This is a genomic window from Butyrivibrio sp. ob235, assembly GCF_900109475.1.
Taxonomy (GTDB): Bacteria; Bacillota; Clostridia; order Lachnospirales; family Lachnospiraceae; genus Butyrivibrio.
On the sequence record NZ_FOBE01000023.1, the window covers coordinates 51,182 to 76,430 of the forward strand.

Below are 25,249 nucleotides of genomic sequence, written 5' to 3' on the forward strand. Positions count from 1 at the left end.
GAAAAAGTTAATGGAAAAAATGAAAATGGAAACAGTAAATGGAGTAATTCAAAACATAGATAAGATAGCTGAGATATTTCCCAATTGCGTTACAGAGATTCTTGATGAAGAAAAAAGTACAAAAGACAAAAAATGCTACAAGAGGGCTGTGAATTTTGAATTACTTAAACAAATGCTATCAGATATAACGCTTGAAGGTGATGAAGCGTATGAGTTTACTTGGGTCGGAAAAAAAGCAGCTATAGTTGAAGCCAATAAGCCTATTAGAAAAACTCTTAGACCGTGTATTGATAAGAGCATCGATTGGGATAAGACAGAGCATATCTATATTGAAGGAGATAATCTTTTCGCACTGAAATTGCTTCAAGAAAGCTATTTGGGTGCTATCAAGCTCATTTATATAGATCCGCCATATAATACTGGCCATGATTTTATTTATCCAGATTCATATATGATGGACGAGGATGAGTATGATGATGGGACAGGATATTTTGATGAGAATAATAATGTGAATTATTCTAGAGAAAATAGCACTAGCGAAGGAAGGTATCATTCTGATTGGTGCTCAATAATATATTCAAGGCTATTGCTGGCTAAGAATCTTTTAACACAGGATGGTTTTATCTTTATATCAATTGATGATAATGAAGTAAGTAATTTGAGAAAAATATGTGATGAAGTATTTGGAAGTACAAATTTTAGAGGCCAAATAACAAGGGCAACAGGCACACCAACAGGTCAGGGTAACGACAAATTGGTCTCAGAAGTTGACTATATATTAATATATTCTAAATCTAATGAATGTGTTCTAAATGGTTTGCCGTTTTCAGAGGAAGATGAAAAAATCTATAATTTGGAAGATGAATATGGACGTTATCTAAATAGACCATTACGTAAAACGGGTGGAGAGGACAGGCGGGAAGATAGACCGAGTATGTACTATCCGATTTATAGTCCAGATGGAACTGAGGTATATCCTATTGCACCCGCTGGATATGAAAGCAGATGGAGATGTGCTGAATCGAGATATAAAGAACTTGTTGACGAGCATAGAATAGATTGGAAAAACGAAAACGGAACATGGAAAGTATATCAGAAGTTTTATCTTGAAGGCAGGACAAAACAGGCATCTAACTTATGGACAGGTATAGAGGGAAATAAAAAAGCAACAATAACTGTAAAAAACATATTTGGTAAGAACGTATTTGATTTTCCTAAGCCAATAGAGTTACTAAAGAGAATTATTAAAATAGCTACAAACGATGGGGATATAATAATGGATTTCTATAGTGGCTCGGCATCGACTGCGCAAGCTGTACTTGAGATAAATAAGGAATGTAAAGGCAATCGAAAATACATTTTAGTTCAGTTAGAAGAGCCATGTAAAGAAGGGACAGAAGCCAAAAGAGCTGGCTATGAGACTATATGTGATATAGGCGAGGACCGTATTAGAAAAGTTTCAAATGAGATTTCTAATAGTAATGACAATAGTATTGATACGGGAGTTAGGATATATAGAGTGGATGAAGGTAACATGAATGATATTTATTATAGCGCAGATAAATATTCGCAAGGAATGGTGGCTGCCATGGAGTCGAATATTAAAGCGGATAGATCAGACCTAGATTTGTTATTTGGCTGTGTGCTTGAATGGGGACTTCCTTTGTCACTTCCGTATTTCTCTGAAGTTTTATCCGGGGTGAAGGTGCATACATATAACAATGGCGACTTGATTGCTTGCTTTGACGAAAATGTACCGGAAGATGTCGTGAAGGAAATCGCAAAGAGACAGCCGCTTAGGGCTGTATTCAGAGATAGCAGCTTTTCAAGCAGTCCTGCAAAGATAAATGTAGGTGAGATATTCAAGGCTATCACACCAGACACAAGTGTAAAAGTAATTTAAGGAGTGATCCGAGATGAAGATACAATACAAACATCAGAAATTTCAGAGGGATGCTGCTCAAGCGGTTGTAGATGTATTTGCTGGTCAGCCTTATGGCACACCAACGTATATGATGGATAGAGGTTCTGGATATATACAGCAGAGCATTACTGATGATGTTGATTTCACTGGTTGGAATAATATGAAGGTTATTCCAGAGCTTACTGATAGCGTTATACTAGAGCAGATTCAGAAGATTCAGCGTACTAATCAGATTAAGCAGTCGGACAAGCTTGAAGGTAAGTATAATCTTACAATTGAGATGGAGACTGGTGTAGGCAAGACATATACATACATTAAGACTATGTATGAGCTTAATAAGCATTATGGCTGGAGTAAATTCATCGTAGTTGTTCCAAGCATCGCTATTCGTGAAGGCGTTTACAAGTCATTCCAAATGACGCGGGAACATTTTACAGAGGAATACGGAAAGAAAATTAGATTTTTTATCTATAATTCTGCTCAGCTAACAGAAATTGATAGGTTTGCATCTGACAGCTCTATAAATGTAATGATCATAAATTCGCAGGCATTCAATGCCAAGGGAAAGGATGCTCGTCGTATTTACATGAAGCTGGATGAGTTCAGAAGCCGTAGACCTATTGATATTATTGCGAAGACAAATCCTATCGTAATTATAGATGAGCCTCAGTCTGTAGAAGGTAAGCAGACGAAGAAGAATCTCGAAGAGTTCAATCCTTTGATGACTCTTCGCTATTCCGCAACTCATAAGGCAGACAGCATTTATAACATGGTTTATCGTCTGGATGCCATGGAAGCCTATAACAAGAAGCTTGTTAAGAAGATTTCTGTTAAAGGTATTACTGAGACCGGAAGTACAGCGACCACAGGATATGTATATTTGCAGAGTATAAACTTGTCAAAAGCAGATCCTACAGCAACTATCCAGTTTGATGTAAAGGGTGCGACAGGAATAAAGAAGGTTACAAAGACGGTAGGTATCGGTTTCAATTTGCACGATAATTCCGGGGAACTTCCAGAGTATGAAAACAACTACGTAATTAAGTCTATTGATGGCCGTGATGATTCTATTGAGTTTTTGAATGGAACAAAGCTTTTTGCCGGTGATGTTATAGGAAAATATGATGAAGACCAGCTTCGAAGAATACAGATTCGTGAGACTATTCTTTCTCATATTGAAAGAGAACGTCAGCTCTTCTCTAAAGGAATTAAGGTACTTTCACTCTTCTTTATTGATGAAGTAAAGAACTATCGTGAATATGATGAAGCAGGCAATCAGACAAACGGTAAGTATGCAGATATGTTTGAAGAGGAATACAAGGATGTCCTTGAAAACATGCAGCGTGAAATTGGAGATGAAGAGTACTTTAAGTATCTGGATTCAATTTCTGCTGAAAGTACACATGCCGGTTATTTCTCTATAGATAAGAAAGGGCGAATGACAGATTCTAAGCTATCTGATAAGAAAGAAAAGACATCTGACGATATAGATGCTTACGATCTGATTATGAAAAATAAGGAACTTCTTCTTGAAAGAGATCCTAAGAAGTCTCCTGTGAGATTTATATTTTCTCATTCTGCTCTTAGAGAAGGATGGGATAACCCTAACGTATTCCAGATTTGTACTTTGAAGCAGAGTGGAAGTGATGTACGTAAGCGTCAGGAAGTGGGGCGTGGTCTTCGTCTTTGTGTTAATCAGGACGGAGAAAGAATGGATGCAAATGTTCTTGGTGCAGATGTACATAACATCAATGTTCTTACTGTAATTGCCAGTGAAAGCTATGATCAGTTTGCTAAAGGCTTGCAGACAGAGATTGCTGAAGCTGTAGCAGACAGACCTAGAAAGGTTGAAAAGAGCCTGTTTGTTGGCAGAACCATTGCAGATAACAATGGTGTAGATTACATAATTGATGATGATATGGCTGATGATATCCAGTACAGCCTTATTGTAGAAAAGTATATTGATAGCAAGGGACAAATTACAGAGAAGTTTTATGAAGATGAAAAAACAGATAATCTTAAGTTCTCAGATACTGTAGTTGCATACGCAAAAGGAATCGCGCAGATACTTAAATCTGTATATGACGCTAAGGCTATGATGCCTGAGGATGCTCGCAAGAACAACATAGAGCTTCATGTTGATCAGAACAAGATGGCAATGCCTGAGTTTAAGGAACTTTGGAACAGAATCAACTCCAAGTCGGTATACGTAGTTGATTTTAATTCTGATGAGCTTGTAAAAAAAGCAATTGCAGAGCTTGATTCTAAGCTTCGCGTGGCAAAAATCAGAATTACCGTTCAGTCAGGTAGTATGGAGAAGATTGATTCCAAGGCTCAGATTGCAAGCGGTGATGCAATGAAGCTTGAAAAGACCAAGGAATATGATTCTACGGCTGCTGTGAGCAGTTCTGTTAAATATGATCTTGTAGGTAAGCTTGTAGAAGCAACCGGTCTTACAAGAAAAGACATAGTTCGTATTTTGACAGGAATACAGCCGTCTGTATTTGACCAGTTCAAGTACAATCCGGAAGAGTTCATTATTAAGGCAGGAAATTTGATCAATGATCAGAAGGCTACTGCGATTATTGAGCATATTACATACAATGTGGTTGACGAAAAATATGATACAGATATCTTCACAGAGCCTACTATTAAGGGCAAACTTGGAACAAATGCAATGAAAGCCAATCGTCATTTGTATGATCACATTATTTATGATTCAACGAATGAGAAGGAGTTTGCCGAAAAACTTGATACCTGCGAGGATGTAGCTGTATATGTGAAGTTGCCGAATGGATTCTATATCAATACGCCTGTAGGACATTATAATCCTGACTGGGCTATTTCCTTCAAGAAGGGAACAGTAAAGCACATTTACTTTATTGCAGAGACCAAGGGTTCAATGGATACCATGCAGCTTAAGGAGATGGAAAGTTCAAAGATTCACTGTGCTAGAGAGCACTTTAAAGCAATCAGTAGTGATTCAGTAAAGTATGATGTGGTTCATACTTATGAGGATCTTATGGGCTTGCTTAAATAAATGGGAGGAATAATATGGCTGATTTTCAGTATGAGATAGTAGAGGAACTGGGAGTCCTTTCAACCAGTGCAAAAGGATGGACTAAAGAATTGAATAAAGTATCATGGAATGGTGGAGCGCCAAAGTATGATATTCGTGATTGGGCACCGGAGCATGAAAAGATGGGAAAAGGTGTAACTCTCAATGATGAAGAGTTTGCTGCACTTAAGGAATTGATGAGTAAATAATATGGAGGAGCGGTGCAAGAATGATTAACCATGAGAAATTAAAAGAGAGCCTTGTAAAGTATAAGGCAGCATTTGAAAATAGATGGCCGGATGAACGCTATAAGTGGGAAGCGGTCAAGTGGTTCCAGGAACACTGGGACATTAATGCTGACAATTTCTATGAGATGTTTACTGTTGCGACAGATAAAACATTTAATCTTCTTGCATCCATGAACAATTTCCCGCGCGGAATGATTCAGGTATATGCTGAGCAAGATAAAGAAGCGGTAAGGGAAATGTTCATCGACTTGTATGATGAAACAAAGCCTGTAACAGACCGTATTGCCAGATTTCAGGTAAGTGCTCAGAGCCTGTGTGACAGGTTATCTCCAGGCAAACAACACTATCAGAGACCTATGGCTATCACTGTATATCTTTGGCTGAAATATCCTTCAAAATACGATGTTTTCAAGTACTCTGTCTGCAAGGGTACAAGCCAGTATCTTGAAAATACATTCGTGCCAAAGAAGGGGAATGTCCCTGCAAATATAAAAGGAAACATGGAGCTTATCGATGAAATCCTTACAGAAGTTGTAAAGGATGAAGAGCTCCTGAAAATGTATAAAGGAAAGCTGGATGAAAAATGTTACTACGACCAGACTTATCGTACATTGGCTTTTGATATTTCTTTTTATATTGCAAATTACCTTAATGATTCAGGAGAGAAAAAAGAAGAATGGCTGGCAGCTGATTATAATCCAGGGATTAGTAAGGAACAGTGGATTAAGCTTCTAAATGATGATGATGTCTTTACTGATCAGGCTTTGGAAATAGTTACTCGTATGAGAGATTATGGTGGGCAGGCAACCTGTTCACAGTTATCTACAAAATACGGAGAGACAGCGAATTTCTATAACATGGGCTCTACTGCACTTGCTAAGAGAATTGCTTCTAAAACAAAGTGTGAATTAAGGATTGACGATGAAGGAATTACACGCTATTGGTCAGTTCTGTATGTAGGAAGATATGCAGATAAAGATGAGGAAGGTTCTTTTGTCTGGAAAATGAGAGATGAACTTGCTGAAGCTTTGGAGGAAGTCGATTTGTCGGAAGTGGCTCTATATGCTGAAGCAGTCGATGAAAAGCACTTTTGGTGGCTGAACGCAAACCCTAAGATTTGGAGTTTTGCAGATCTTAATGTGGGGGATGTACAAAGCTATACTTTATATAATGACAACGGTAATAAACGTAGGATTTTCCAAAATTTCCTTGATGCCAAGCCCGGAGATCTTGTAATCGGATATGAATCTAATCCGGTTAAACAGGTTGTAGCCTTGGCAAAAATAGCTCAGGAGAATGACGGTCAAAATCTCTATTTTGAAAAAGTGGAAGGCTTAAGTGTTCCTATTGATTACTCTACTCTAAAAGATATCTCTGAACTTGAAAGAATGGAATATTTCCAGAATCCTCAAGGTAGCTTATTCAAGCTCAGCAAGGGAGAATACGATCTTATCATGGATTTGATACGAGAAGAAAATCCGCTTCCTGAAAGTACAGAGCAGCTTGAAACATATACAAGAGAAGACTTCTTGTCAGAAGTGTATATGACAGGTGATAGTTATGATACCCTGAGAGATCTTCTTTTAAAGAAACAGAATATCATCCTTCAGGGAGCACCAGGAGTGGGAAAGACATTTGCAGCTAAACGTTTAGCATATTCAATAATGGGTGTTAAGGATGAGAGCAGGATAGAATTTATTCAATTCCATCAGAACTACTCATATGAAGACTTCATTATGGGATATAAACCAAGTGGAGAAGGTTTTGAATTACAAAATGGAATTTTTTATAAATTCTGTATGAAGGCAGCAAATAATCCGGAACAGCCATATTTCTTTATTATAGACGAGATCAATAGGGGAAATATGAGCAAGATTTTCGGTGAGCTTTTAATGCTTATAGAAAAGGATTACAGAGGCACTAAAGCTACTATGGCCTACAATGGTCTTCAGTTTGCAGTACCAAAGAGTCTTTATATCATTGGCATGATGAATACCGCAGACAGAAGCTTGGCTATGATTGACTATGCATTAAGGCGTAGATTCAGTTTCTTCCCTATGGCACCGGGATTTGATTCAGATGGATTCAAAAAATATCTGTCTGACATTAATGATGACACGCTCTATGCACTTATAGACGTGGTGATTTCCCTGAATAATGCCATAGCAGAAGATCCTTCACTTGGTGCCGGATTCTGTATAGGACATAGCTATTTCTGCGGTCAGAAGCCTGGAGATGAGGAAGACCTGGCTGGATGGATGACTTCAGTTGTTGATTACGATATTGTACCTATGCTTGAAGAGTATTGGTTTGATGAGCCTGACAAAGTGCGTCTTTGGAGAAATCGTCTGAATGGGGTATTTAATAGCTGATGACAAATGACAAAGGGATACTGATAAAAAATATATATTATATGCTGACATATGCATTTCAGATCCTGCGTCAGTCCAATTATGATGATATTGCTGCGGAGGATTTTGATAATATTCATGATATGTTTGCAGCTATTTTAGGTAAAGGAGTAGCTCAGCAGTTAAAACATGGACTATATCGGGAGTATGTTAATAACTCGGATAATCTGTCTACGCTTCGTGGAAAACTTAATATTCAAGGCACTGTTAAGAATAAACTCCAGCATAAACAGAAGTTGTATTGTGATTATGATGAACTCTCTGAAAACAACCTTTTAAATCAGGTTCTTAAGACTACCATGCTTTTGTTGCTTAAGCATGGAAAGGTAAAACTTAAGAACAAAACAGCCCTTAAGAAAAGCATGCTTTTTTTTGAAAGTGTTGATTATATTGAACCTGATTTGATTCGTTGGGATAGGATTCGATATCAGAGAAATAACCAAAGTTACAGAATGCTTCTGAATATATGCAGACTTGTTATAGATGGGCTGCTGCTTTCTACAGAGCAGGGAACTATCAAGATGGCAACTTTCTTAGATGATCAGAGAATGAGTCATTTGTATGAGAAGTTTATTCTGGAATATTTCAGATTCCATCATCCTGAGCTTAGAGCTAATCCAGATCAGGTACAATGGAATCTTGATGATGATAATGATTTGTGGCTTCCTAACATGATTACAGATATCACGCTTAAATCCAAAGATGGAAGAGTACTGATCATAGATGCAAAGTATTACGGTCAACAGATGCAGGCAAATTTTGATGTTCAGTCGTATAGAAATGCAAACCTATATCAGATTTTTACTTATGTTAAAAACTGGGATAAGGACCAAACTGGTAATGTATCAGGTATGCTGTTATATGCAAAGACAGGTGAAGAATTTCAGCCGGTTAATCAGTTCTCGATGGGTGGAAATAAGATAGCTGTAGGGACATTAGATCTTAATTTGCCATTTGCAGAAATATCAGCTCAGCTGGAACAGATAGTAGAAGATTATTTTGAAGAGGCGGTGTGATTTATGGTTGGAAAATATCCGGTTGTTACTTTATGCGGAAGTACACGTTTTAAAAATGAATTTATGGATATACAGAAGAGACTTACATTGGAAGGCAACATTGTTATCAGTGTAGGTCTTTTTGGTCATTCCGGTGATCAGGAAGTCTGGGAGAACATGGACGAAGGGACACTCACCAAGACTAAGGAAATGCTTGATGACATGCACAAACGTAAGATAGATATGGCTGATTCAATATTCGTTATCAATGTAGGCGGCTATATAGGTGATAGCACCAGATCTGAGATAGAGTATGCTAAGAACCATGGTAAGGGCGTAGAGTATCTGGAAGGACCGTAATTATGGGAATTGTAACAGATAATCACTGCCATTGATTGCATTTATATTTGAGTAGTAATAGTTTAAGCAGGCTATATATAATATCAATACTTACTTATATTACATAATGACAGCGCATAATATTTTGGATAAGGGAAAACTATGAGAATATTAAAAGATAATCTGTCGAAAACCATGAAGCCATATGTAAAAAAAGTTGATGGTGTATTATGCATAAAAAGAGGAAAAGTTGATGATGCTATATCAGCTATAACAACTACATATGGTGCAGAAGGCTGTGCATCAGTAGAAACGAATGCTTATGGGCGGGAATACCTTATAGTTTATGCCGCTGACAAAAATCGTCTTAGGAAAGTCCAGGAATATTACATAGGAGTGGGAACTACAGATAATAAATCTCCATCTAAAAAAACAAAAGATACTATAGAAGCTGTTGTAGCTGATTCAAAGAAAGAAATATTGACAAAGGAAACTTCTGTTTTTAAAGGTGAAAACTATGAAATCATAAAACATATAGGAATAATATCAGAAGCCCCTTCCGGTTGGAAAAAGGAGTTGAATCTTGTTTCGTGGCATGGAAAAGAACCTAAATATGATATTAGAGAATGGTCACCAACACATGAAAAGATGGGGAAGGGCGTTACTTTCTCTAAAGATGAGCTCTTAAAGCTAAATGATATTATTAATGTTATAGATAGTTCAGATTAAATATATAACAAATGTAAGTGATTTTAGATGTATAAAAAAACAATTGTGGAGCAAATTATGAAAGCATTATCAGTACATCCATATTATGCAATGGCAATTATATCAGGTAGAAAGACTATTGAAATCCGCTCATGGGATACTGCCTATAGAGGCGATATTCTGATTTGTTCGACTGCAAAGAAGCAGCGTGGATGCATATCAAGCCACGCATTAGGAGTTGTAACTCTTAAAGATATAAGAAGATTTGATAGGGGAGATTGCGAAGGTTCATTACTTCCGCCTGAAGACTATATTTATCATTATTTCGTGGACTATGCATGGGTATTAGAAAATCCTAGACCCATAATGCCGTTTGAGATAAAGGGAAAGTTGTCATTATGGAACTATGATGGTGATATTGACATTATACCAGAGGCAGATTGGAAGCCGGCTATTGTGTATGACGAGGATATTGAACAGTATGTTGGAGAATTCTTTGATAAGTATTGGAAACCATTACTTTACTAAAGAGTATACTGTGTTGATAGCATTAGGGGAATTTCGGCAAACAAGACTTATATATTATGGGCTTTAATCCGGTATGGAGTGTATTGAAAAAAGAGAGAAGGGTATTGGTTAATGGAATCTAATAAAGTATTAGGGTGTAAAAAGCATGGCATGAAAGGTGGGACTGTATTATCTCTTAAGGTAAAAAGCCATAAGTTTAGTATTCCGGTCTATTTATGTAACTCATGCAAAAAGATATACGTAAATAGAAATTATCATATAGGCAATGTTCGTGAACTGAACTATAAGGGGAGATATATTCCAGTAGAAAAAATAGATGGTCCCACCATAGATTTTGAAACCCTTGAAGAGGATGAAAGAAACACAATAGATGTGAAAAGCAGTAGATTGTTAGATCAAGGAAATAAGGAAGTTTTGATATCTGAAGACTATCTGAATAATTTACATTATTTCACAGGATTAGAGCTGAAAATACGGGTTTATCCTGTAATCCTTGAATTGATTAGACTAACAAAAAGTGGCACCATCAAATGGAAGATTGGGATATACCGCAAAAAGTACAGTGACGATAAAAAGTATTATGTTGTTTATGAGGTGGTAGGAAAGAATTATATTACATTCTCATCTTCCGAAGACTCTGATGCGTTTAGGCTATGTGACATACCATGTGTATGTATCCAAGATTGTACATTATTAGAAAAAAAGCTATATAAAACTTTAAGTCTAGAAAAGAGACAAAAGTTAGGATATAAGAAAGATATTATTGATAACGCATATCTAAGAGCAACAACAATATTTGACGATAATCATTCATCTTCAAAAAAAGAGCAACATAAACTTATTACTAAAGATATAAATATATCTGTCAAGAAGCCAGTACAGAAGGTCGTTAAGGATAATGTACATAGACAAGAAGATACAAAGGATATTAGTAGCCATAATCCACAACCTGTAATGGATTCGCAAGATATAGGTATTAAAGATTTTGTGGTAAGACAGAATACTTTTAAATGTATGCATAATAGCCATAATATTCAAAACATAGATGCAACTGTCAGGATTCTCAGAAAAAAAGACGGAAAGTTGATTGATAAGAAGCTCTCTGCCGGATATTGCCCTAAATGTAGGATCTATTTTATCTTGGAAAGTACGTTTGAAAACCTTAAAATGTATGGAATTCCATTATGCAGGATAAGTGATGAGAAAACGTACTTATCATCAAATAATAATAATATGCAGCTTGCGTCTGAATCGATTTTGATGCAATACGGCTATAACGTGAGCCAGACGGAGGGATTATCTGAGGCAACTCGTCATAAAATATTGGCGGCTATGGTTGATAATAATATAATGTCGAAATCCGATATAATTAGTTATCTGGATTTTTTCATCAGTCAGAGATCCAGTCAGAGTAGATATGAAATTGCTATTTCAAAGTGGGAAATTGATAAAGCTTTTATTGCTAGATATCGTCAAGGGGAATATACGCAATATGGTGTCAATGCAATATATAGATAACGCAATAGAGATATTACCAACCATTTCGGAGTCCTATAGCAAGAGAAAGGACTGGCAAATATTATAAACCTACCGTTTTTATGCGTATAATTTAAGTTATATGTGTAGATAGATATCGAGACCAATTTTGATTACGATGATATGCAAGAAATGTCGGTTTTAGCTAAACCTGTAAAATATTTAAAGATAGCAGTGTAAAAAGTCAAAAGTTCGGCTTTTTACAGTTTTATCTTTAAAGGTTCGGCTTTTTACAAAAATAGCTTAAAAGATTCGGCTTTTTACAATTTGTAACTTTAAGAATTAAAGATAAACAGACATTTTTGTAAAAAGCACAAAAAAAAGAAAGACCATAATTTTGAGCTTTCTCTTAAATTTCTATTTTACATTTTTATGTTAATCTAACAAGAAAATGGCTTAAATATGCATAACAATGAGTTTTTTTAATAGTAAACGCGACTTTTTTCTCCTTCCAGGAGCTCAAAAGTCGCGTTAAGTTTTTCAAAAATTGTGATAAAGCCAGTGAAATAGCAGTGAACACCAGTTCGGCATAATATCACTTCGTTAAATCCCAATTTAACGAAATAGCATGCATATATATACTGTATATCGTGCATTTATATACTAGAAAAAAGTTCGAACCCTAGCATTCATCAGCATTAGGGCGAACTGACTTATTAATTGTATTTTACCATGCAAAGCATAAATGTCAATTCGTCATTCTTATTTGTGTTTCGAATATCTATTCGTTTACAGCGGCATTGGTATGGTTAAAGACATTTTGGAATTACAACAAAAAGAGACGCATCTTAAACTCTCTAAGATACGCCTCTATAATCCTTACCTATGTGTTGCGAAGATATAATTTCCTGTTTGCATCTTCGGTCACATCAGCTTCTTTCCCACTTATACCTTTATGGTGTCTGTATGGTTGTGCTACAAGACTAATGCATAAGATCTGGGTCTTTCATTATTATTATCATACCAATATTATTATTGTGTATATTCGTCCATATTTATTGGAATTATCGCATTGGAATTAATTAGTGCTAAATAGTTCCCACATCTAATTACATCAGATATATTTCCGGTTCCAATTGTAATAGATTTTCCAGTAAAAAGTGAGACTAGTCTTACCTTATGTATGTCGGTATTATCATATATTACAATTCCATTATCTATATATTCTGCGAAAGTTATCTCATCATCAATACTTTTAAAGTAATCTCCGTCAATTGGATTAAATTGGGAATCAAATATCATATATAAATATGATATTCTAACAGTTCCCAGCAATAATCCGGCAAAGGAGGCACTATTATTGCTGACAAAATGAGTACGGCGTAATGCAATATATTTATCGTTAATTTTTATAAAACTAACTAATTTGCCAAGTCCATCTTCCTGTCCCAAATGTGGGTATATTTTTTGTGTGGCAGCATGCTCTTTTCCGGAAATCAGATCACACTGAAAAATCTGAATGGAACTTGTCTTTTCTTGATATTGTGAATTGCTTTTATTTTTTTTGTACTCACTTACATCAGCATTCATATAATATGCATAATCACCACTAATTACAAAATTATTAGTTCTTTTTTGTAGATGTTCTGGTTTTAGTATTTCTCCAGAGGACAAATTTAAAAGGCACCACCTATTTTTCTCGTATGAAAAAATAAAATAGTTTGATTCTACACCTTTAATCAGTATAGGATTCTCATTATCCCAAACTGATGATAAATCAATAAAAGTGTCATGAGAACATGCATTTTCATTAATAACGCTATAAAATATCTTAGGTCCGATGGAAAAGAAAAAACCATCTCCATGTACATTTATAGATTCAAACACTTCACGCGTGTGATCACAAATAATATCATCACTTGTGGCTTCTGATAATTTATAATAATCGTTCAAAAGCTTTTTTATATCAAATTCTTTTGATTCTCCGGTTCTTTTAGAAAATATGCATATTTCACCTTTTATGAAATAAATGACATAGCCAGAAGTTTCATATGTCTTATATAATAATCCGTAAGAATATTTTCCTCCATAAGACGTAAACATTGAGAAGAAATTCTGCGCATTTTCTTCTGTTGGTTTTATATAGTTTGCTTTGCATGATAATAATTTTTCTATTATTTGCTTTTCGATAATAGGTACAGGTTCGTTTATTTTATCAATTTCGTTTTCATCATTGATATTCTCGTTTGCAGATGTTTTTGTTTCAATTATTATTCTTTTTGCATATTTTGAAATAAAATAATCTGGTGAAAAACTTCTACTCTCTTCAGAAACCTGCTCCTCTATTTTTCTCTTACTCTTTTCGCTAACAGCAAGACCATCAATTATATCCAACACTCCTTGAGGGAAATCATCTACACCACATATTGCTTTTTGTTCAGCCAAGCATCTGTATACAATTTCAGGATGCCTAAGCTCCTCAAGTTGTGAATCTGTTAGTTCGACCTGCACAAAATCAATAAGCAGGTAATCCGCTAGACATTTATTATAATCGCTAAGCTTAGAGCATGATTCATAGAAAGAACTCGCTTTGCTTAATATGAGCAAAAGAATATATTTGCTCCTATCATCCAACAACTCGCGAATGTCATTTTCCCTGTTTATACCAAGCACGGTAAGTTCATATATTTTCTCTACATCCTTCCTATTCTCAAGTAATTCTGAGACTATCCTATCCAGCTGATCATCCTGTAGTTTTAAATCTTGATCATAAACGGCAAGGAATAGCTTAAAGAAATCCTCAATATTTTTTATTTGGCTGATGATTATTTTCTTATCTCCATTGCCAACATTAATAGCACTAAAAAATTTTTCATACCATTTCCTATTTTTTATGCTTTCAAAATCATTAATACTTTTGTCTAATAAGTCTTTAGCAGCTTCTTTATAATCTTCTGTAGAAAAAAGTGTATTATCAAAATAATATTTCTCTTCCATTTGTGAACCTCCTTATTTAGTATCCCTACTCTCATCAAGTCTATGCATTCTTTTTGCGGCATTTTCAACTCTTAATTCATGAGTATTGACTGTTTCTAACATAGCAATTCCTAAATCTACTCCATTAGCGGTCAGGGAAAGCATTTCTTCTTGCATAGAAATTACCAAGTATGTAACCATCACGATAACTACGCCAACTACAATTGAAGAAAGAGCTTGAGATATTTCTGCCGACATAGGTACCTCAATTAGCAATTTATGTATTGCTTCACCCAAGAGACAGGTTAAGCAAATTGAAAATGTTGATATCAACAACTTTGTAATTGCTTCATTTTTCTCTTCTTCTGTCAGAACCTTATTCTTCTTTATCTGGGCTATCCTATAAAAACAAAACAGAGTTTCCCTAATAATAGTGACAACATTTTTGACTGTCGTTAATACACAATTGATAATAAATGTTACTAATTCCGAAATAATACCTGCTTTATAACCTGTAAAGTATATTTTGATAAATTCGCTCCAGTCATTAAGTAATTTATCCTTAATTGATATCGCAGCAGCTTTAATCTCTTCAAAGAATTCATCCCATGTTAGTTGGTTTCTTTTTTTCTTCTCAATAATTCTTTTGATAGCAGGAACCAATGCATCATATAAATCAATTAGAATAGCAGCTATTACTTCTCTTCTTCCTAGCATTTGCCCGTGCTCCATCCCATTTATCAGTAATTCTGGCATTTGCTTCATAGCAATACCTTCTGCTCGGTTTATCTTATATGCTAAACGTGCTTGCTTATCTAACTTAAGTGCTTTTTCAATATCTACCTTATAATACTCAGCATTTGTTAAGGTTTTATCGTTTGCATTTGGCATGTATAACCATTCCTTAAGAGGCGCTCCTCCTTTTGATTGGTTAATATATGACTCTAACATGGTCAAATTATTACTATCATAAACTAAGGATTTTTTTCCTTCCAAGTCGAAAGCTAAATGTACCCCGGGATCTGAATAAATCTCTTCTACTGAAATAATATGTTCCAGTTGAGCTCTCCCATCTAACGGTAATTCGTTTCCCGTATAACCACTTATTATTTCTTCACCGGATTTTGCTGCATCTTTAATTATTTGTGTTCTTATTTTCTTTTGAGTGTTGGTGAATTGAGGCCGTACTTCTTTGCTATCATATCCTTTTTTGTACTCTTGATATCTGACAAATTCTTCATTATTTGCAGTAATGCCCTTTTCAAAATTATGTATAGTAGTTACTGATCCCCCTATTTTGTCTCCAAAAGCTCCCAGGCCAAATGCATCAAAAACTGAACGTATAACAACTGCATGGCATTCAGAAATAGCATCGTCTATCGTTGGAATCCTTTCTCCGGATGTATATTGTTTAAGATCTTCTTTTATTTCATCGAGATATTTTTCATCAACCATGTTCATAGCTAACAACCTCCTAAAACTATGAATTGCTTAATAATGAAACATATTTTCCTTGGCTCCTAAGCCACATATCAATTCCATCTCCGAAAACCTCGGCTTGTATTGTATAAACTCCATCTTTTTCTTCAATTATCTTTGCAGTAGGCAATCGATCCAACACGGCTTCCACTGATTTTCCAGAATATTCAAATTTTATTCTGCGAAGTTTTCCGCCAAACATGAATTGGATACGTTTCCTAAATTCACCAGCTTCAAATCTCGTACTATACGGAAGCTTAAAATGTTCATCTGTGATTTTTAAATTCTTTATTTTATCTATTCTATAAATCGTCGGATTCATGTCATCTGGATTTTTGAATGATTTTTTATCAAAATTATGTAGATTTCCTACAAGATAAAAATAGTAATCCGAGAACATGATAGCCAATGGTTCCAAAGTCCGATGTTTTTCAGAATGTCCTTCAAATCCCATGTAATCATATTCGACCAGAAAACTCTCATTTATTGCCTGCCCAAGATTCCACATATTTCCTAGAAAATGCTTATTATGCTGCGGCGGAATATAGTGAAATTTCTCATTGCTTATAAGATCATTGACCATTTTTTGATTTTTCTTAGGCACGCAGCAATCAAGAAGTTTATCAAGAATAAGCATCATGTCATCCTTCCGAAAAGCCCGACTATCAAGAAGAATTTTACATATGGCAAGAACTTCATCATTTGTAAATTTCATGTGATTAGTTTGCTCTAGCCGAAAACCTTTTGCCTTGGCATCATAAACTAAATCATTTTCTACTCCGGTTTCAATGGTACTCTCCTGAATAAAACTACGGATGTCAGCAAGGTCTCGCTGTATTGATCTAATATCAACTCCATACTTATCTGCCATTTCTGCTTTACTTATTACTTTTCCATTCATAAGTTCTGTGTAAATATCAAGAACTCGTCGTTCTTTTCCGGCATCTGATTTACTCATGTTGTGAAATCCTCGCATTTTTTATTGGTATGAAAATTATTTTTAGTAATTTAAATTTATCAAAGTAATCGGACATAATATGTCCACTTAGCAGTGTTTATAAGTTTTTAATAAATGCTTAAAAGCCAGTCATTATCTATAAATTGCTCATAATAATTTTAGCATCGCTATGTTTACCCTCTATTAAATGTTTATTAAAATTATATAAAGGAGATTTATCACCTAAAAAAGGACGTCAATTCTGGGCGTCCTTTTAAGGTAACATTCATATCTAACAAAAAGGTATTACTTATCATTGTTTGAAGGATTATCATTCACAGATGAATTATCCTTATGCTCTCCGATATTAGTAACTTTTGTTGCATTTAGCATAGGAGTACTAGCTTTCGAGACATTTTTTATTGCTTTAACAGCTTCTCCAACACCGTAGCAGATAGCATTGCCAACTATAACTGCAGCTGTTGTTATACCAAGCTGTATAGCAAGGTCGACCAGAATATTACCTGTATCGACTGTGCTTTCCGAATATTCAATTTCAATGATTTCCATTTCTTCCATAATCAGTTCCTACCTTTCTCTGATCATTGGGGTTATTTGTTTCTAATAATAGGCTAACAAACTTGATAGACAGTTTTTGACTAGGTGAAATTATTTTATATTTTCTTTTTAGTATTCATATATCATCCGAATAGCTATCCATATCTTCAAATTTGGTCAGCTCTGGAAGCCATTTTAGTTTTACAGTTCCGATAGGGCCATTTCTCTGCTTGGCTATAATGATTTCTGATATTCCTTTGTCCTCAGAATCCTTATTGTAATAATCGTCACGGTAAATAAACATAACCATATCAGCATCCTGCTCTATAGCTCCAGAATCACGAAGATCTGACATCATTGGTCTGTGATCAGGTCTTTTTTCTACTTCTCTTGACAACTGTGACAGAGCTATGACAGGGACATTAAGCTCTCTGGCAAGCCCCTTAAGGGACCTGGATATTTCTGTAATCTCCTGCTGTACAGACTCGGCAGAATGCTTACCGCCTCCTGTCATAAGCTGCAGATAGTCGATCATGACAATCTGCAGGTTCTTTTCTCTCTTATATTTTCTGCATTTGGCCTGCAGTTCCTGAACTGACATTCCCGGCTTTCCATCTATGATGAGATGTGAACTTCCTATCATGTCTGCTCCATATATCACTTTTTCCCACTCTGAATCAGAAAGCTTGCCCGAGCGCAGAAGCTCTGAAGAAACCTGTGACTCCATTGACATCATTCGCTTTATAAGCTGTTCATCTGACATCTCCAGGGAAAAGATGGCTACAGTTTTTTTGTCATGAATTGCCATATGCTGCGCAATGTTTAGCACAAAAGCGGTTTTGCCCATTGATGGTCTTGCAGCAATAATGATAAGATCTGAAGGTTGAAAACCTGCCGTTGTATAGTCAAGCTGTGAAAAACCTGTGGCATGTCCCGTCACTGTTCCCTGCAATTTACTTGCCGATTCGATCCTGTTTAGCGCATTCATTACAACAGAGCTGATCGGTTCAAAATCCTCGCTGCTTCTTGCCTGTGTAATTGCGAATATTTCTTTTTTTGTTTCATCCATAACATTTTGTATTTCAGGTTGTTCACTATAGCATCTGTTTATGATACTTCCACAGGTATGAATGAGCTTGCGCAATGTGCTCTTTTCACTGACTATCTCCGCATAGTACTTTACGTTTGAGGATGAAGGTACATATGCAGCCATCCTCAGTATGTCGTTAAGATCATATGGCTGTGCCACTGTACTTTTTTTCTTTAGACAGTCCTTAAGAGTAATACCATCGACATTTTTTCCTTCATTATAAAGTTCAATAATTGTCTCGTAGATAATCCTGTTCTGCTCATAAAAGAAATCCTCCGGAGAGAGGATTTCAGATGCAATCTGTATCGCTTCAGAGTCTATTATCATTGCCCCTATAACCGATTGTTCAGCTTCAAGACTTTGCGGCAGGGAACGATGCACAGATTTCTCTTCTGTCATTTAAAGTACCTCTCTTATTGAACTGTGCTTTCTACTTTCCCAAGTGCTATAGCAACTTCTGGTACAAGCTCTTCTCCCATGATATCCAGAAGCTTTTTAGCAATCCTTACAGAACAACCAATTCTGTCAATCCATTGTTCATTCGGATCATCTTCATCTCTAGTTGACACAATGGTTTCACCAGCGGCAACTCTACTCCTTAATTTTTCCAGCCGTTCTTTTAGAGTTTCGTTCTCTTCTTCGTCCAGTGTTCTTGCTACTTCCAGGACTTCTTTCACCATTAAAAGGACATTAAAATCAACAAATGAATCTCTTAAACCTACAACAGCATCTATACATTCAGTAAGTCGCCCAATATACTCTTCTTTTTGATTTTTATAGTCTTTTTTCTCATTTACTGTATCTATCACCTCAAAATCAAAATACTTATTTACACGGTCCAGGCAGATTATTTCAAGTGTAGATATGCAATCTATGCAATCTCTTGCACTTATGTCAGCGTCATCAAATCTTTCAATTATTGTGCTTACAAAGTGACCATACTCAGCAAAGCACTTGCTATTTAGATAGCTGTCGTCTCTCTTTTTCCCGAAAGAATCCTTATATTTTTCTTTAAGGGAGTTAATGATATCATCCTTTGTCATAGTCGTTACCTCCTGGCTATGTATTTCTTGGTATAATTCAGTATAAAAAAATGGGTAGTCAAAATATGACTACCCAGATACTTTTTCAGAAATGAATCTATTTTATCTTCTATGATTATCTTCTTTTATAATATCGTTACATATATCAATGCATTCATTACATATATAAACACCAGATGGCCCGGATATAAGAACTTTTACCTCTGCCGTGGTCTTATGGCAAAATGAACATTTTGCTATGCTCGATTTGGAATCTTCTTCTGCAGTTGTTTTGGAACACTTTATATACTGATCAATGATCATTGTTGCCTTTCTCATGTATGATTTTCTCCTATAAGTAGTACTTTACGTATTTCTTATCAATCAGGAATAATACTTAGATTCAAATTCATCAGCTATTCTTTTTATGTTTTCTGGAAGTTTATCCAATAATATGCTTTTTAGCGCAGCATTTTGAATATATCCATAGTATGCTTCAGCTATACTGCCGGTAATACATGCAAGGGTATCAGTATCACCACCTATAAAAATAGCCTTGGATATGGCATCATCCAGACTTTCACTCTCAAAAAAAGCTATGAGCGACTGAATAACTGCTGTCCTGCATTTGATATTTTTTTGCATCGGATTAACCAGATCCACAATACTTTTATCAAGTTCATAGTGGAAGGTCCGCTCTATATATTCGCGAATCTCCTGCTTACTATGTCCATTTCTGGCAAGGAATATTGCAGCTGACACTGCCTTTGCACCATCAACAGCCCCCTTGTTATCATGAGTGACAGCAGTTACAAGTTCAGCAACATGAAGTGTTTTCTCTAATGAATCATACATCCATCCCACAGGAGAAATTCTCATTGCTGCACCATTTCCATAACTGCCATAGGGCTTAGGATTTTCTGAATATAACCATTCATTAAACATATATCCATAACCCACACCGGAGTATTCTGTTCCCCAGTAACGCATGTTAATCACTGCACGTTGTTGTATGGTACTGTCATCTGCATTATCCCCGGCATGCATGAGTGCATCAGCTATAGCTACAGTCATGACAGTATCATCAGTAAACACAGTTGCAGAATGCTTTATGTGTTCTGTAAGATCTTGAATTCTGTGAGTTTTAGCATCAAATTCATATATGCTTCCTGCTACATCCCCTAAAATTGCACCATACATATTTTTAACCTCGAAAAAATAATTAAGGGGCTGCTTTTTATATCACCCATGTGCTCTAAGGATTTCCATCTGATCAAAAGCAGCAGCCATGGCATTAGTTTTTGTATCATATGTAAGTTTTGAAAACTCACTATCTATAGAATATTTCCACCTTTTCCCAGATGCAAGATTATAGATAACGATTATCTTGCCATCAACTTTTAGATAATCATTTCCCTTCTTAGAACGTTTCCATTTCCTCTTAAAGAAATTTATACGACGTGCTTGGAGGTTCTTAAACTGGGCTTCCCTTTGCCTTGCATTCTCAATGCTTCCCTCCATCTTTCCCGCACATATACAGCCACATGTAAGATTCCTATAAAATGGATGCTTCATATGATGGGCATACCGGATTATCTGATATCCACACATTTCACATATTCCGACCGGAGCACCCAGGTCTTCTACTCCTACACAGTTCCATCCCGAATGAGGGACATCATCATGTTTCCATAAATTAGGACTATTTTTTACACGTTCACAGGCTAATTTTTCTGCCTCCTTAACATCATCAGATGTTTTTAAATAATCATCCAGTGAGTATGACTCTCCAAAATCGTCCAAGTTCTGTTCTGGCTCAACAAGCTCTTCCTCTTCTTCATATGGATTATCAGGAACGGGATTATCCATCACATCTGGTGACGATTTTTGTTGTCCGAATAAATCAGACTTTTTCACTTCAACAATCTCATCTGATCCATCCTTATGCCGTTTCAAATATGATATGGTATCTTCAGTTTTGGGAAATGGATTTGGCCTGTTATTTTCAATGACTTCGTTTTGTACTATTTTCTCTTGGAAATTGGTCCGTGCATCCCTATGCGTAGAATTAAAATATGTTCTTGTTATATTTCGAGGCTTGTCCATGGAGTCAAATTTAATCAGATAGCTGCCTTTCTTTTCATCCATTCCTACGATAGTCCCGTTTCCGAAAATATGATGTTCTATAGTATCTCCGACATTTTTAGTCGGTGCTGTGTTACTCGCAGCAGCTTCCATATCATTATTAAGCCGGTTTATATAGCGCCTGCTCTCCTGCTGGAGTTCTTCCGGTATTTTTCCAATACGCTTATAGTTTTGTGTTCCTATCTCATCCAGAAACCTTGAACACAGTTTTTTGATTCCCTTGGGAGAAACACCTTCTGAATCAAACAGATATAAATATCTTTCCGCTCTTGTTATGGCAACATAGCACAGACGTCGTTCTTCCTCTAAGCCTAGTAATTTCCTTTCTTCTATTGTTTTTGATGAAGGAAATATTCCCTCGGTGAATCCTAAAATAAAAACTACCGGAAATTCCAGGCCTTTAGCTGAATGAATGGTCATCATTTTTACAGCATCCGGTTGTTCATCTCTGCCTTCTCCTGCTTGCAGCGCAATCTCCTGCAGGAATTCCTCCAAGGTGAGATTCTCTCCAAATTCTTTCTCAAATTCGCTGGAGATTCTTTTAAACTCTGCAAGATTATCAAGCCTTTCCTCATCACCAAGTTCTCTGATATAGCTTTCATAGCCAGATGCGCTTGTAACTTCATTTACAATCTCGGATATCCGCATATTCCCTATTTTATTTCTCATATCATCCACGAAGGTAACAAAGCCACGTACATCACTGCTAAGAAATTCTTTCTGTTCAATGCATCCTTTTAATGTTGTAAAAAGGCTTTTTTCATTCTGATTATCCCGACCGTTATCATTTTGAGCAGATGTATATACATCCAGAGATAGTTGCCCGTATCCACCATTTAAACCATCCCTGATACTTTCAAGATGACTAAGTTTCGACCTTCCAAATCGTCTCCGAGGAGTGTTGATAATCCTTTTAAAGGAAATGTCATCATCAAAAGCTATCAGCTTAAGATATGCTAATATATCAAGTATCTCCATACGTTGGTAAAAGCGCACTCCACCTAAGATTTCATAAGGAATATTCTTTTCAACTAACTTTTTCTCTGCTATTCGTGATAGAAATCCTGACCTGTAAAGAATTGCAAAATCAGAATATTTATAGGATTCTGCCTGTTTTATCCCTTTTATAAGCTCAACGATGTGGTCCATCTCTTCAAAATCATTCTTGGAATGGTAATGAACAACCTCAGCACCATTAGGATTTCTTGTAAACAGATCTTTCTTAAGGCGTATCTCGTTCTTTTCTATAAGGGTGTTGGCACATTTTAGTATTTCAGGTGTCGACCTATAATTCTGATTCAAAAATATCGTTTGTGTCGGAACATGCGATTTCTCAAAATCCACCAATAATTTAACGTCGGATCCACGCCACTCATAAATGTTCTGATCAGGATCTCCAACAATAAGGAGATTCTGATAATGCTCTGACAAAATCTCTATCAGACGCATTTCAACAGATGAGCTGTCCTGAAATTCATCCACCATGATATAGTTGAGCCGTTCTTGCCACTTTTTTCTGACATCATCGTTATGCTCAAGTACATGAATGGCAAACGCTATCAGGTCATGAAAATCCAATGAATATGTTGCTTTCTGGCGTTGCATGAACTCTTCAAGTATTTCGTCATCCTGTGAAGTGATTTTTTCAATAATCTGGCAAGGCTCAGGATTACAAATCCTATCAACATAGTCAGTATTACTCTTAAACTTTCCCAGTTTGTGAAGCATAGATTCAAAGCTGGCATAATCCAGCTGCAGTTCAAATTTCTGATATATATCAGTCAGTATTGCTTTCTGCTGATAGCTGTCAATTATCTGAAACTGCTTATTCAGAAACAGTTTTTCAGGATTCTCCCTCAGAAGCCTATTACAGAAACCATGATAGGTGCATATCAGACTTGTATCATTTCCATCACCAATAAGGCTGCGGATTCTTTTTTTCATCTCTCCTGCAGCTTTATTAGTAAATGTAATACACAATATATTTGCAGGATCAATACCATAATCCTGTACAAGATATGCATATCTGCTGACAAGCAGCTTGGTTTTTCCACTTCCTGCACCGGCAATTACTCTTACATATCCTTCAGTTGCAAAAACAGCTTCTCTCTGCTTGTCATTTAGTTTTTCAAGAATAACATCATCGATCATTTTTTATCACTCACTATACTTTCAAACGGTAAATATCCTCATTAAGTATAAAAAATATGGTGGACTTAACCTGTCCACCACAAAAAATATTGATAATATTACTATCGAATTATTCCCGAAGAGCATCATGCTCTTTGAAATGTTGTAGAATTTCATCCGTGACATTACTCAGTAGTAGATCCTGTTCTTTCTCCTTCAGTTGAAGCCTAGCTATTTCAGCTGATAATTTCTTTACTGTATCCTTCAATTCCATAAATTCTTTTTCGTAATTTGTTTTTCCCATAGGCTTTTCCTTTCAAAATAAAGTGGATATTACCTTTTTCATTTGTCAGTATCCTTAATCCGAACACGAATACTTTTTACAATATACTTGGGCAGCCAAAATTTCAGGCATCCCGGAAATCCCTTTCTCTGTGGATTTGCAACTAAGCAATCAATGGTTTCAACATATCTTGTCATATTCATATTGTGCTTCCTCTTTATATCGTGAATATTCTCATTTCAAGCCTTTTTTGAACTATACTCAATGTACTTTGGAAGCCACCACTTCATAGCTCCTACCAGTCCTTTTCTTTCAGGATTCTTCATCAGGTACATATTATTTTCATCCATTCTGCACTGCTCATAATACTGACAGGTTCCGCAAAAAGACTTGCAACCCCGGTTATCTTCAATAAGACAGTTTTTGATCCAAAACCATATTCTCTTCATAGTGAATACCTTCCTTTCACAATACGAAATTATCAGTTCTCCCCCACCAATCCGAGTAACAAATATCATGATGTATCTTTTGTAAATTCATGATAAATTATGGCATGGACCAAATATGTCCACCTTTAAATTTTTTATTATAAAAAATCAAAAATACTGATCTGGCTGGACTGTGGCAGGTTCCCTAGCAATCCCATCTCATCCATAGCTTCAATTACTCCCTGTGGGCACTTGGTACGCTGACGGAAATCATCCTTTGAAATAAAAGGACCATCCTTAGCAGCCTCTACTATTTGATCTGCAGCCTTTTCTCCAAGCTTATTTATGCTCACGAGGCTCGGCATTATCCTGTCTCCAACTACGGAGAAGAGCCGCGACTGTGCCTTAAAGATATCTATGGGTTCCACCTCTATTCCGCGTTCATACATCTCTTCAGCTACTCGCATTACATAAAGTTCATCTTTCTCAGTATTAGAGAGTGTATCCATCCTGC

The 25,249-nt window shown here is 36.0% G+C and carries 21 protein-coding genes; 9 read left to right on the forward strand and 12 right to left on the reverse strand.

Annotated elements, in window-relative coordinates:
* Positions 1–10 precede the first annotated feature (10 nt).
* The 9 genes from BMW61_RS14840 to BMW61_RS14880 all read left to right on the forward strand — a co-directional run bounded on the left by BMW61_RS14840 (position 11) and on the right by BMW61_RS14880 (position 11,729).
* Positions 11–1,903, forward strand: coding sequence for a site-specific DNA-methyltransferase (locus tag BMW61_RS14840; RefSeq protein ID WP_091823486.1), 1,893 nt, complete (start codon positions 11–13; stop codon positions 1,901–1,903).
* Positions 1,904–1,916: 13 nt separating this feature from the next.
* On the forward strand, positions 1,917–4,964 hold the full coding sequence (locus BMW61_RS14845) for a type III restriction-modification system endonuclease (RefSeq protein WP_091823489.1): 3,048 nt from the start codon (positions 1,917–1,919) through the stop codon (positions 4,962–4,964).
* A 14-nt stretch (positions 4,965–4,978) separates the two neighbouring features.
* Complete coding sequence (locus BMW61_RS14850) at positions 4,979–5,191, forward strand: YdbC family protein (protein ID WP_091823491.1); 213 nt, start codon at positions 4,979–4,981, stop codon at positions 5,189–5,191.
* A gap of 20 nt (positions 5,192–5,211) precedes the next feature.
* Positions 5,212–7,602, forward strand: a complete 2,391-nt coding sequence (locus BMW61_RS14855) for an AAA family ATPase (protein ID WP_091823494.1) — start codon at positions 5,212–5,214, stop codon at positions 7,600–7,602.
* A complete protein-coding gene (mcrC, locus tag BMW61_RS14860; RefSeq protein ID WP_091823496.1) occupies positions 7,602–8,657 on the forward strand; it encodes a 5-methylcytosine-specific restriction endonuclease system specificity protein McrC in 1,056 nt (351 codons plus the stop codon). Before BMW61_RS14855 ends, mcrC begins: the two co-directional genes overlap by 1 nt.
* 3 nt (positions 8,658–8,660) lie before the next feature.
* Positions 8,661–8,996, forward strand: coding sequence for a hypothetical protein (locus tag BMW61_RS14865; RefSeq protein WP_091823499.1), 336 nt, complete (start codon positions 8,661–8,663; stop codon positions 8,994–8,996).
* A 141-nt stretch (positions 8,997–9,137) separates the two neighbouring features.
* Positions 9,138–9,704 (forward strand): YdbC family protein, encoded by a 567-nt coding sequence (locus BMW61_RS23085; protein WP_442857296.1) that lies wholly within the window; start codon positions 9,138–9,140, stop codon positions 9,702–9,704.
* Between the two features lie 57 nt (positions 9,705–9,761).
* A complete protein-coding gene (locus BMW61_RS14875; RefSeq protein WP_091823502.1) occupies positions 9,762–10,211 on the forward strand; it encodes an ASCH domain-containing protein in 450 nt (149 codons plus the stop codon).
* Between the two features lie 111 nt (positions 10,212–10,322).
* The gene (locus tag BMW61_RS14880; protein ID WP_091823505.1) at positions 10,323–11,729 is read left to right on the forward strand and encodes a hypothetical protein; all 1,407 of its coding nucleotides are present in this window, start codon (positions 10,323–10,325) and stop codon (positions 11,727–11,729) included.
* A 990-nt stretch (positions 11,730–12,719) separates the two neighbouring features.
* Here the strand turns inward: BMW61_RS14880 and BMW61_RS14885 are convergent.
* The 12 genes from BMW61_RS14885 to BMW61_RS14935 form a co-directional block, all read right to left on the reverse strand.
* Positions 12,720–14,684: a hypothetical protein gene (locus BMW61_RS14885; RefSeq protein WP_091823508.1), complete on the reverse strand. Its 1,965-nt coding sequence runs from the start codon at positions 14,682–14,684 to the stop codon at positions 12,720–12,722.
* 12 nt (positions 14,685–14,696) lie between these two features.
* Positions 14,697–16,124, reverse strand: a complete 1,428-nt coding sequence (locus BMW61_RS22005) for a hypothetical protein (RefSeq protein WP_091823511.1) — start codon at positions 16,122–16,124, stop codon at positions 14,697–14,699.
* A 19-nt stretch (positions 16,125–16,143) separates the two neighbouring features.
* Positions 16,144–17,100, reverse strand: coding sequence for a helix-turn-helix transcriptional regulator (locus BMW61_RS14895; RefSeq protein ID WP_091823513.1), 957 nt, complete (start codon positions 17,098–17,100; stop codon positions 16,144–16,146).
* A gap of 285 nt (positions 17,101–17,385) precedes the next feature.
* Complete coding sequence (locus BMW61_RS14900) at positions 17,386–17,658, reverse strand: hypothetical protein (RefSeq protein WP_091823516.1); 273 nt, start codon at positions 17,656–17,658, stop codon at positions 17,386–17,388.
* 115 nt (positions 17,659–17,773) lie between these two features.
* Complete coding sequence (gene dnaB / locus BMW61_RS14905) at positions 17,774–19,126, reverse strand: replicative DNA helicase (protein WP_091823518.1); 1,353 nt, start codon at positions 19,124–19,126, stop codon at positions 17,774–17,776.
* A gap of 14 nt (positions 19,127–19,140) precedes the next feature.
* Positions 19,141–19,770, reverse strand: coding sequence for a hypothetical protein (locus BMW61_RS14910; RefSeq protein WP_091823520.1), 630 nt, complete (start codon positions 19,768–19,770; stop codon positions 19,141–19,143).
* A gap of 102 nt (positions 19,771–19,872) precedes the next feature.
* Positions 19,873–20,088 (reverse strand): ClpX C4-type zinc finger protein, encoded by a 216-nt coding sequence (locus BMW61_RS14915; RefSeq protein WP_242876758.1) that lies wholly within the window; start codon positions 20,086–20,088, stop codon positions 19,873–19,875.
* A 45-nt stretch (positions 20,089–20,133) separates the two neighbouring features.
* Complete coding sequence (locus BMW61_RS14920) at positions 20,134–20,949, reverse strand: ADP-ribosylglycohydrolase family protein (protein WP_091823522.1); 816 nt, start codon at positions 20,947–20,949, stop codon at positions 20,134–20,136.
* Positions 20,950–20,991: 42 nt separating this feature from the next.
* Complete coding sequence (locus BMW61_RS14925) at positions 20,992–24,045, reverse strand: ATP-dependent helicase (RefSeq protein ID WP_091823524.1); 3,054 nt, start codon at positions 24,043–24,045, stop codon at positions 20,992–20,994.
* A gap of 109 nt (positions 24,046–24,154) precedes the next feature.
* On the reverse strand, positions 24,155–24,328 hold the full coding sequence (locus tag BMW61_RS22010) for a hypothetical protein (protein ID WP_175475237.1): 174 nt from the start codon (positions 24,326–24,328) through the stop codon (positions 24,155–24,157).
* Between the two features lie 218 nt (positions 24,329–24,546).
* Positions 24,547–24,756 carry a hypothetical protein gene (locus tag BMW61_RS14930; protein ID WP_091823527.1) on the reverse strand — a complete coding sequence of 70 codons (210 nt, stop codon included), beginning with the start codon at positions 24,754–24,756 and terminating at the stop codon, positions 24,547–24,549.
* Between the two features lie 137 nt (positions 24,757–24,893).
* Positions 24,894–25,249, reverse strand: a 356-nt coding sequence (locus BMW61_RS14935; RefSeq protein WP_139176353.1) for a helix-hairpin-helix domain-containing protein, incomplete at its 5' end; no start/stop codon positions are given.

What these genes read in the sequence shown, in the direction of transcription:
- BMW61_RS14930 (WP_091823527.1), bottom strand. Translation starts at nt 24,756, where the DNA reads ATGAAGAGAATATGGTTTTGGATCAAAAACTGTCTTATTGAAGATAAC.
- BMW61_RS14895 (WP_091823513.1), bottom strand. Translation starts at nt 17,100, where the DNA reads ATGAGTAAATCAGATGCCGGAAAAGAACGACGAGTTCTTGATATTTAC.
- BMW61_RS14925 (WP_091823524.1), bottom strand. Translation starts at nt 24,045, where the DNA reads ATGATCGATGATGTTATTCTTGAAAAACTAAATGACAAGCAGAGAGAA.
- mcrC (WP_091823496.1), top strand. Translation starts at nt 7,602, where the DNA reads ATGACAAATGACAAAGGGATACTGATAAAAAATATATATTATATGCTG.
- BMW61_RS14845 (WP_091823489.1), top strand. Translation starts at nt 1,917, where the DNA reads ATGAAGATACAATACAAACATCAGAAATTTCAGAGGGATGCTGCTCAA.
- BMW61_RS14850 (WP_091823491.1), top strand. Translation starts at nt 4,979, where the DNA reads ATGGCTGATTTTCAGTATGAGATAGTAGAGGAACTGGGAGTCCTTTCA.
- BMW61_RS14920 (WP_091823522.1), bottom strand. Translation starts at nt 20,949, where the DNA reads ATGTATGGTGCAATTTTAGGGGATGTAGCAGGAAGCATATATGAATTT.
- BMW61_RS14910 (WP_091823520.1), bottom strand. Translation starts at nt 19,770, where the DNA reads ATGACAAAGGATGATATCATTAACTCCCTTAAAGAAAAATATAAGGAT.
- BMW61_RS14875 (WP_091823502.1), top strand. Translation starts at nt 9,762, where the DNA reads ATGAAAGCATTATCAGTACATCCATATTATGCAATGGCAATTATATCA.
- BMW61_RS22010 (WP_175475237.1), bottom strand. Translation starts at nt 24,328, where the DNA reads ATGGGAAAAACAAATTACGAAAAAGAATTTATGGAATTGAAGGATACA.
- BMW61_RS14915 (WP_242876758.1), bottom strand. Translation starts at nt 20,088, where the DNA reads ATGAGAAAGGCAACAATGATCATTGATCAGTATATAAAGTGTTCCAAA.
- BMW61_RS22005 (WP_091823511.1), bottom strand. Translation starts at nt 16,124, where the DNA reads ATGAACATGGTTGATGAAAAATATCTCGATGAAATAAAAGAAGATCTT.
- BMW61_RS14900 (WP_091823516.1), bottom strand. Translation starts at nt 17,658, where the DNA reads ATGGAAGAAATGGAAATCATTGAAATTGAATATTCGGAAAGCACAGTC.
- BMW61_RS23085 (WP_442857296.1), top strand. Translation starts at nt 9,138, where the DNA reads ATGAGAATATTAAAAGATAATCTGTCGAAAACCATGAAGCCATATGTA.
- BMW61_RS14855 (WP_091823494.1), top strand. Translation starts at nt 5,212, where the DNA reads ATGATTAACCATGAGAAATTAAAAGAGAGCCTTGTAAAGTATAAGGCA.
- BMW61_RS14840 (WP_091823486.1), top strand. Translation starts at nt 11, where the DNA reads ATGGAAAAAATGAAAATGGAAACAGTAAATGGAGTAATTCAAAACATA.
- BMW61_RS14865 (WP_091823499.1), top strand. Translation starts at nt 8,661, where the DNA reads ATGGTTGGAAAATATCCGGTTGTTACTTTATGCGGAAGTACACGTTTT.
- dnaB (WP_091823518.1), bottom strand. Translation starts at nt 19,126, where the DNA reads ATGACAGAAGAGAAATCTGTGCATCGTTCCCTGCCGCAAAGTCTTGAA.
- BMW61_RS14885 (WP_091823508.1), bottom strand. Translation starts at nt 14,684, where the DNA reads ATGGAAGAGAAATATTATTTTGATAATACACTTTTTTCTACAGAAGAT.
- BMW61_RS14880 (WP_091823505.1), top strand. Translation starts at nt 10,323, where the DNA reads ATGGAATCTAATAAAGTATTAGGGTGTAAAAAGCATGGCATGAAAGGT.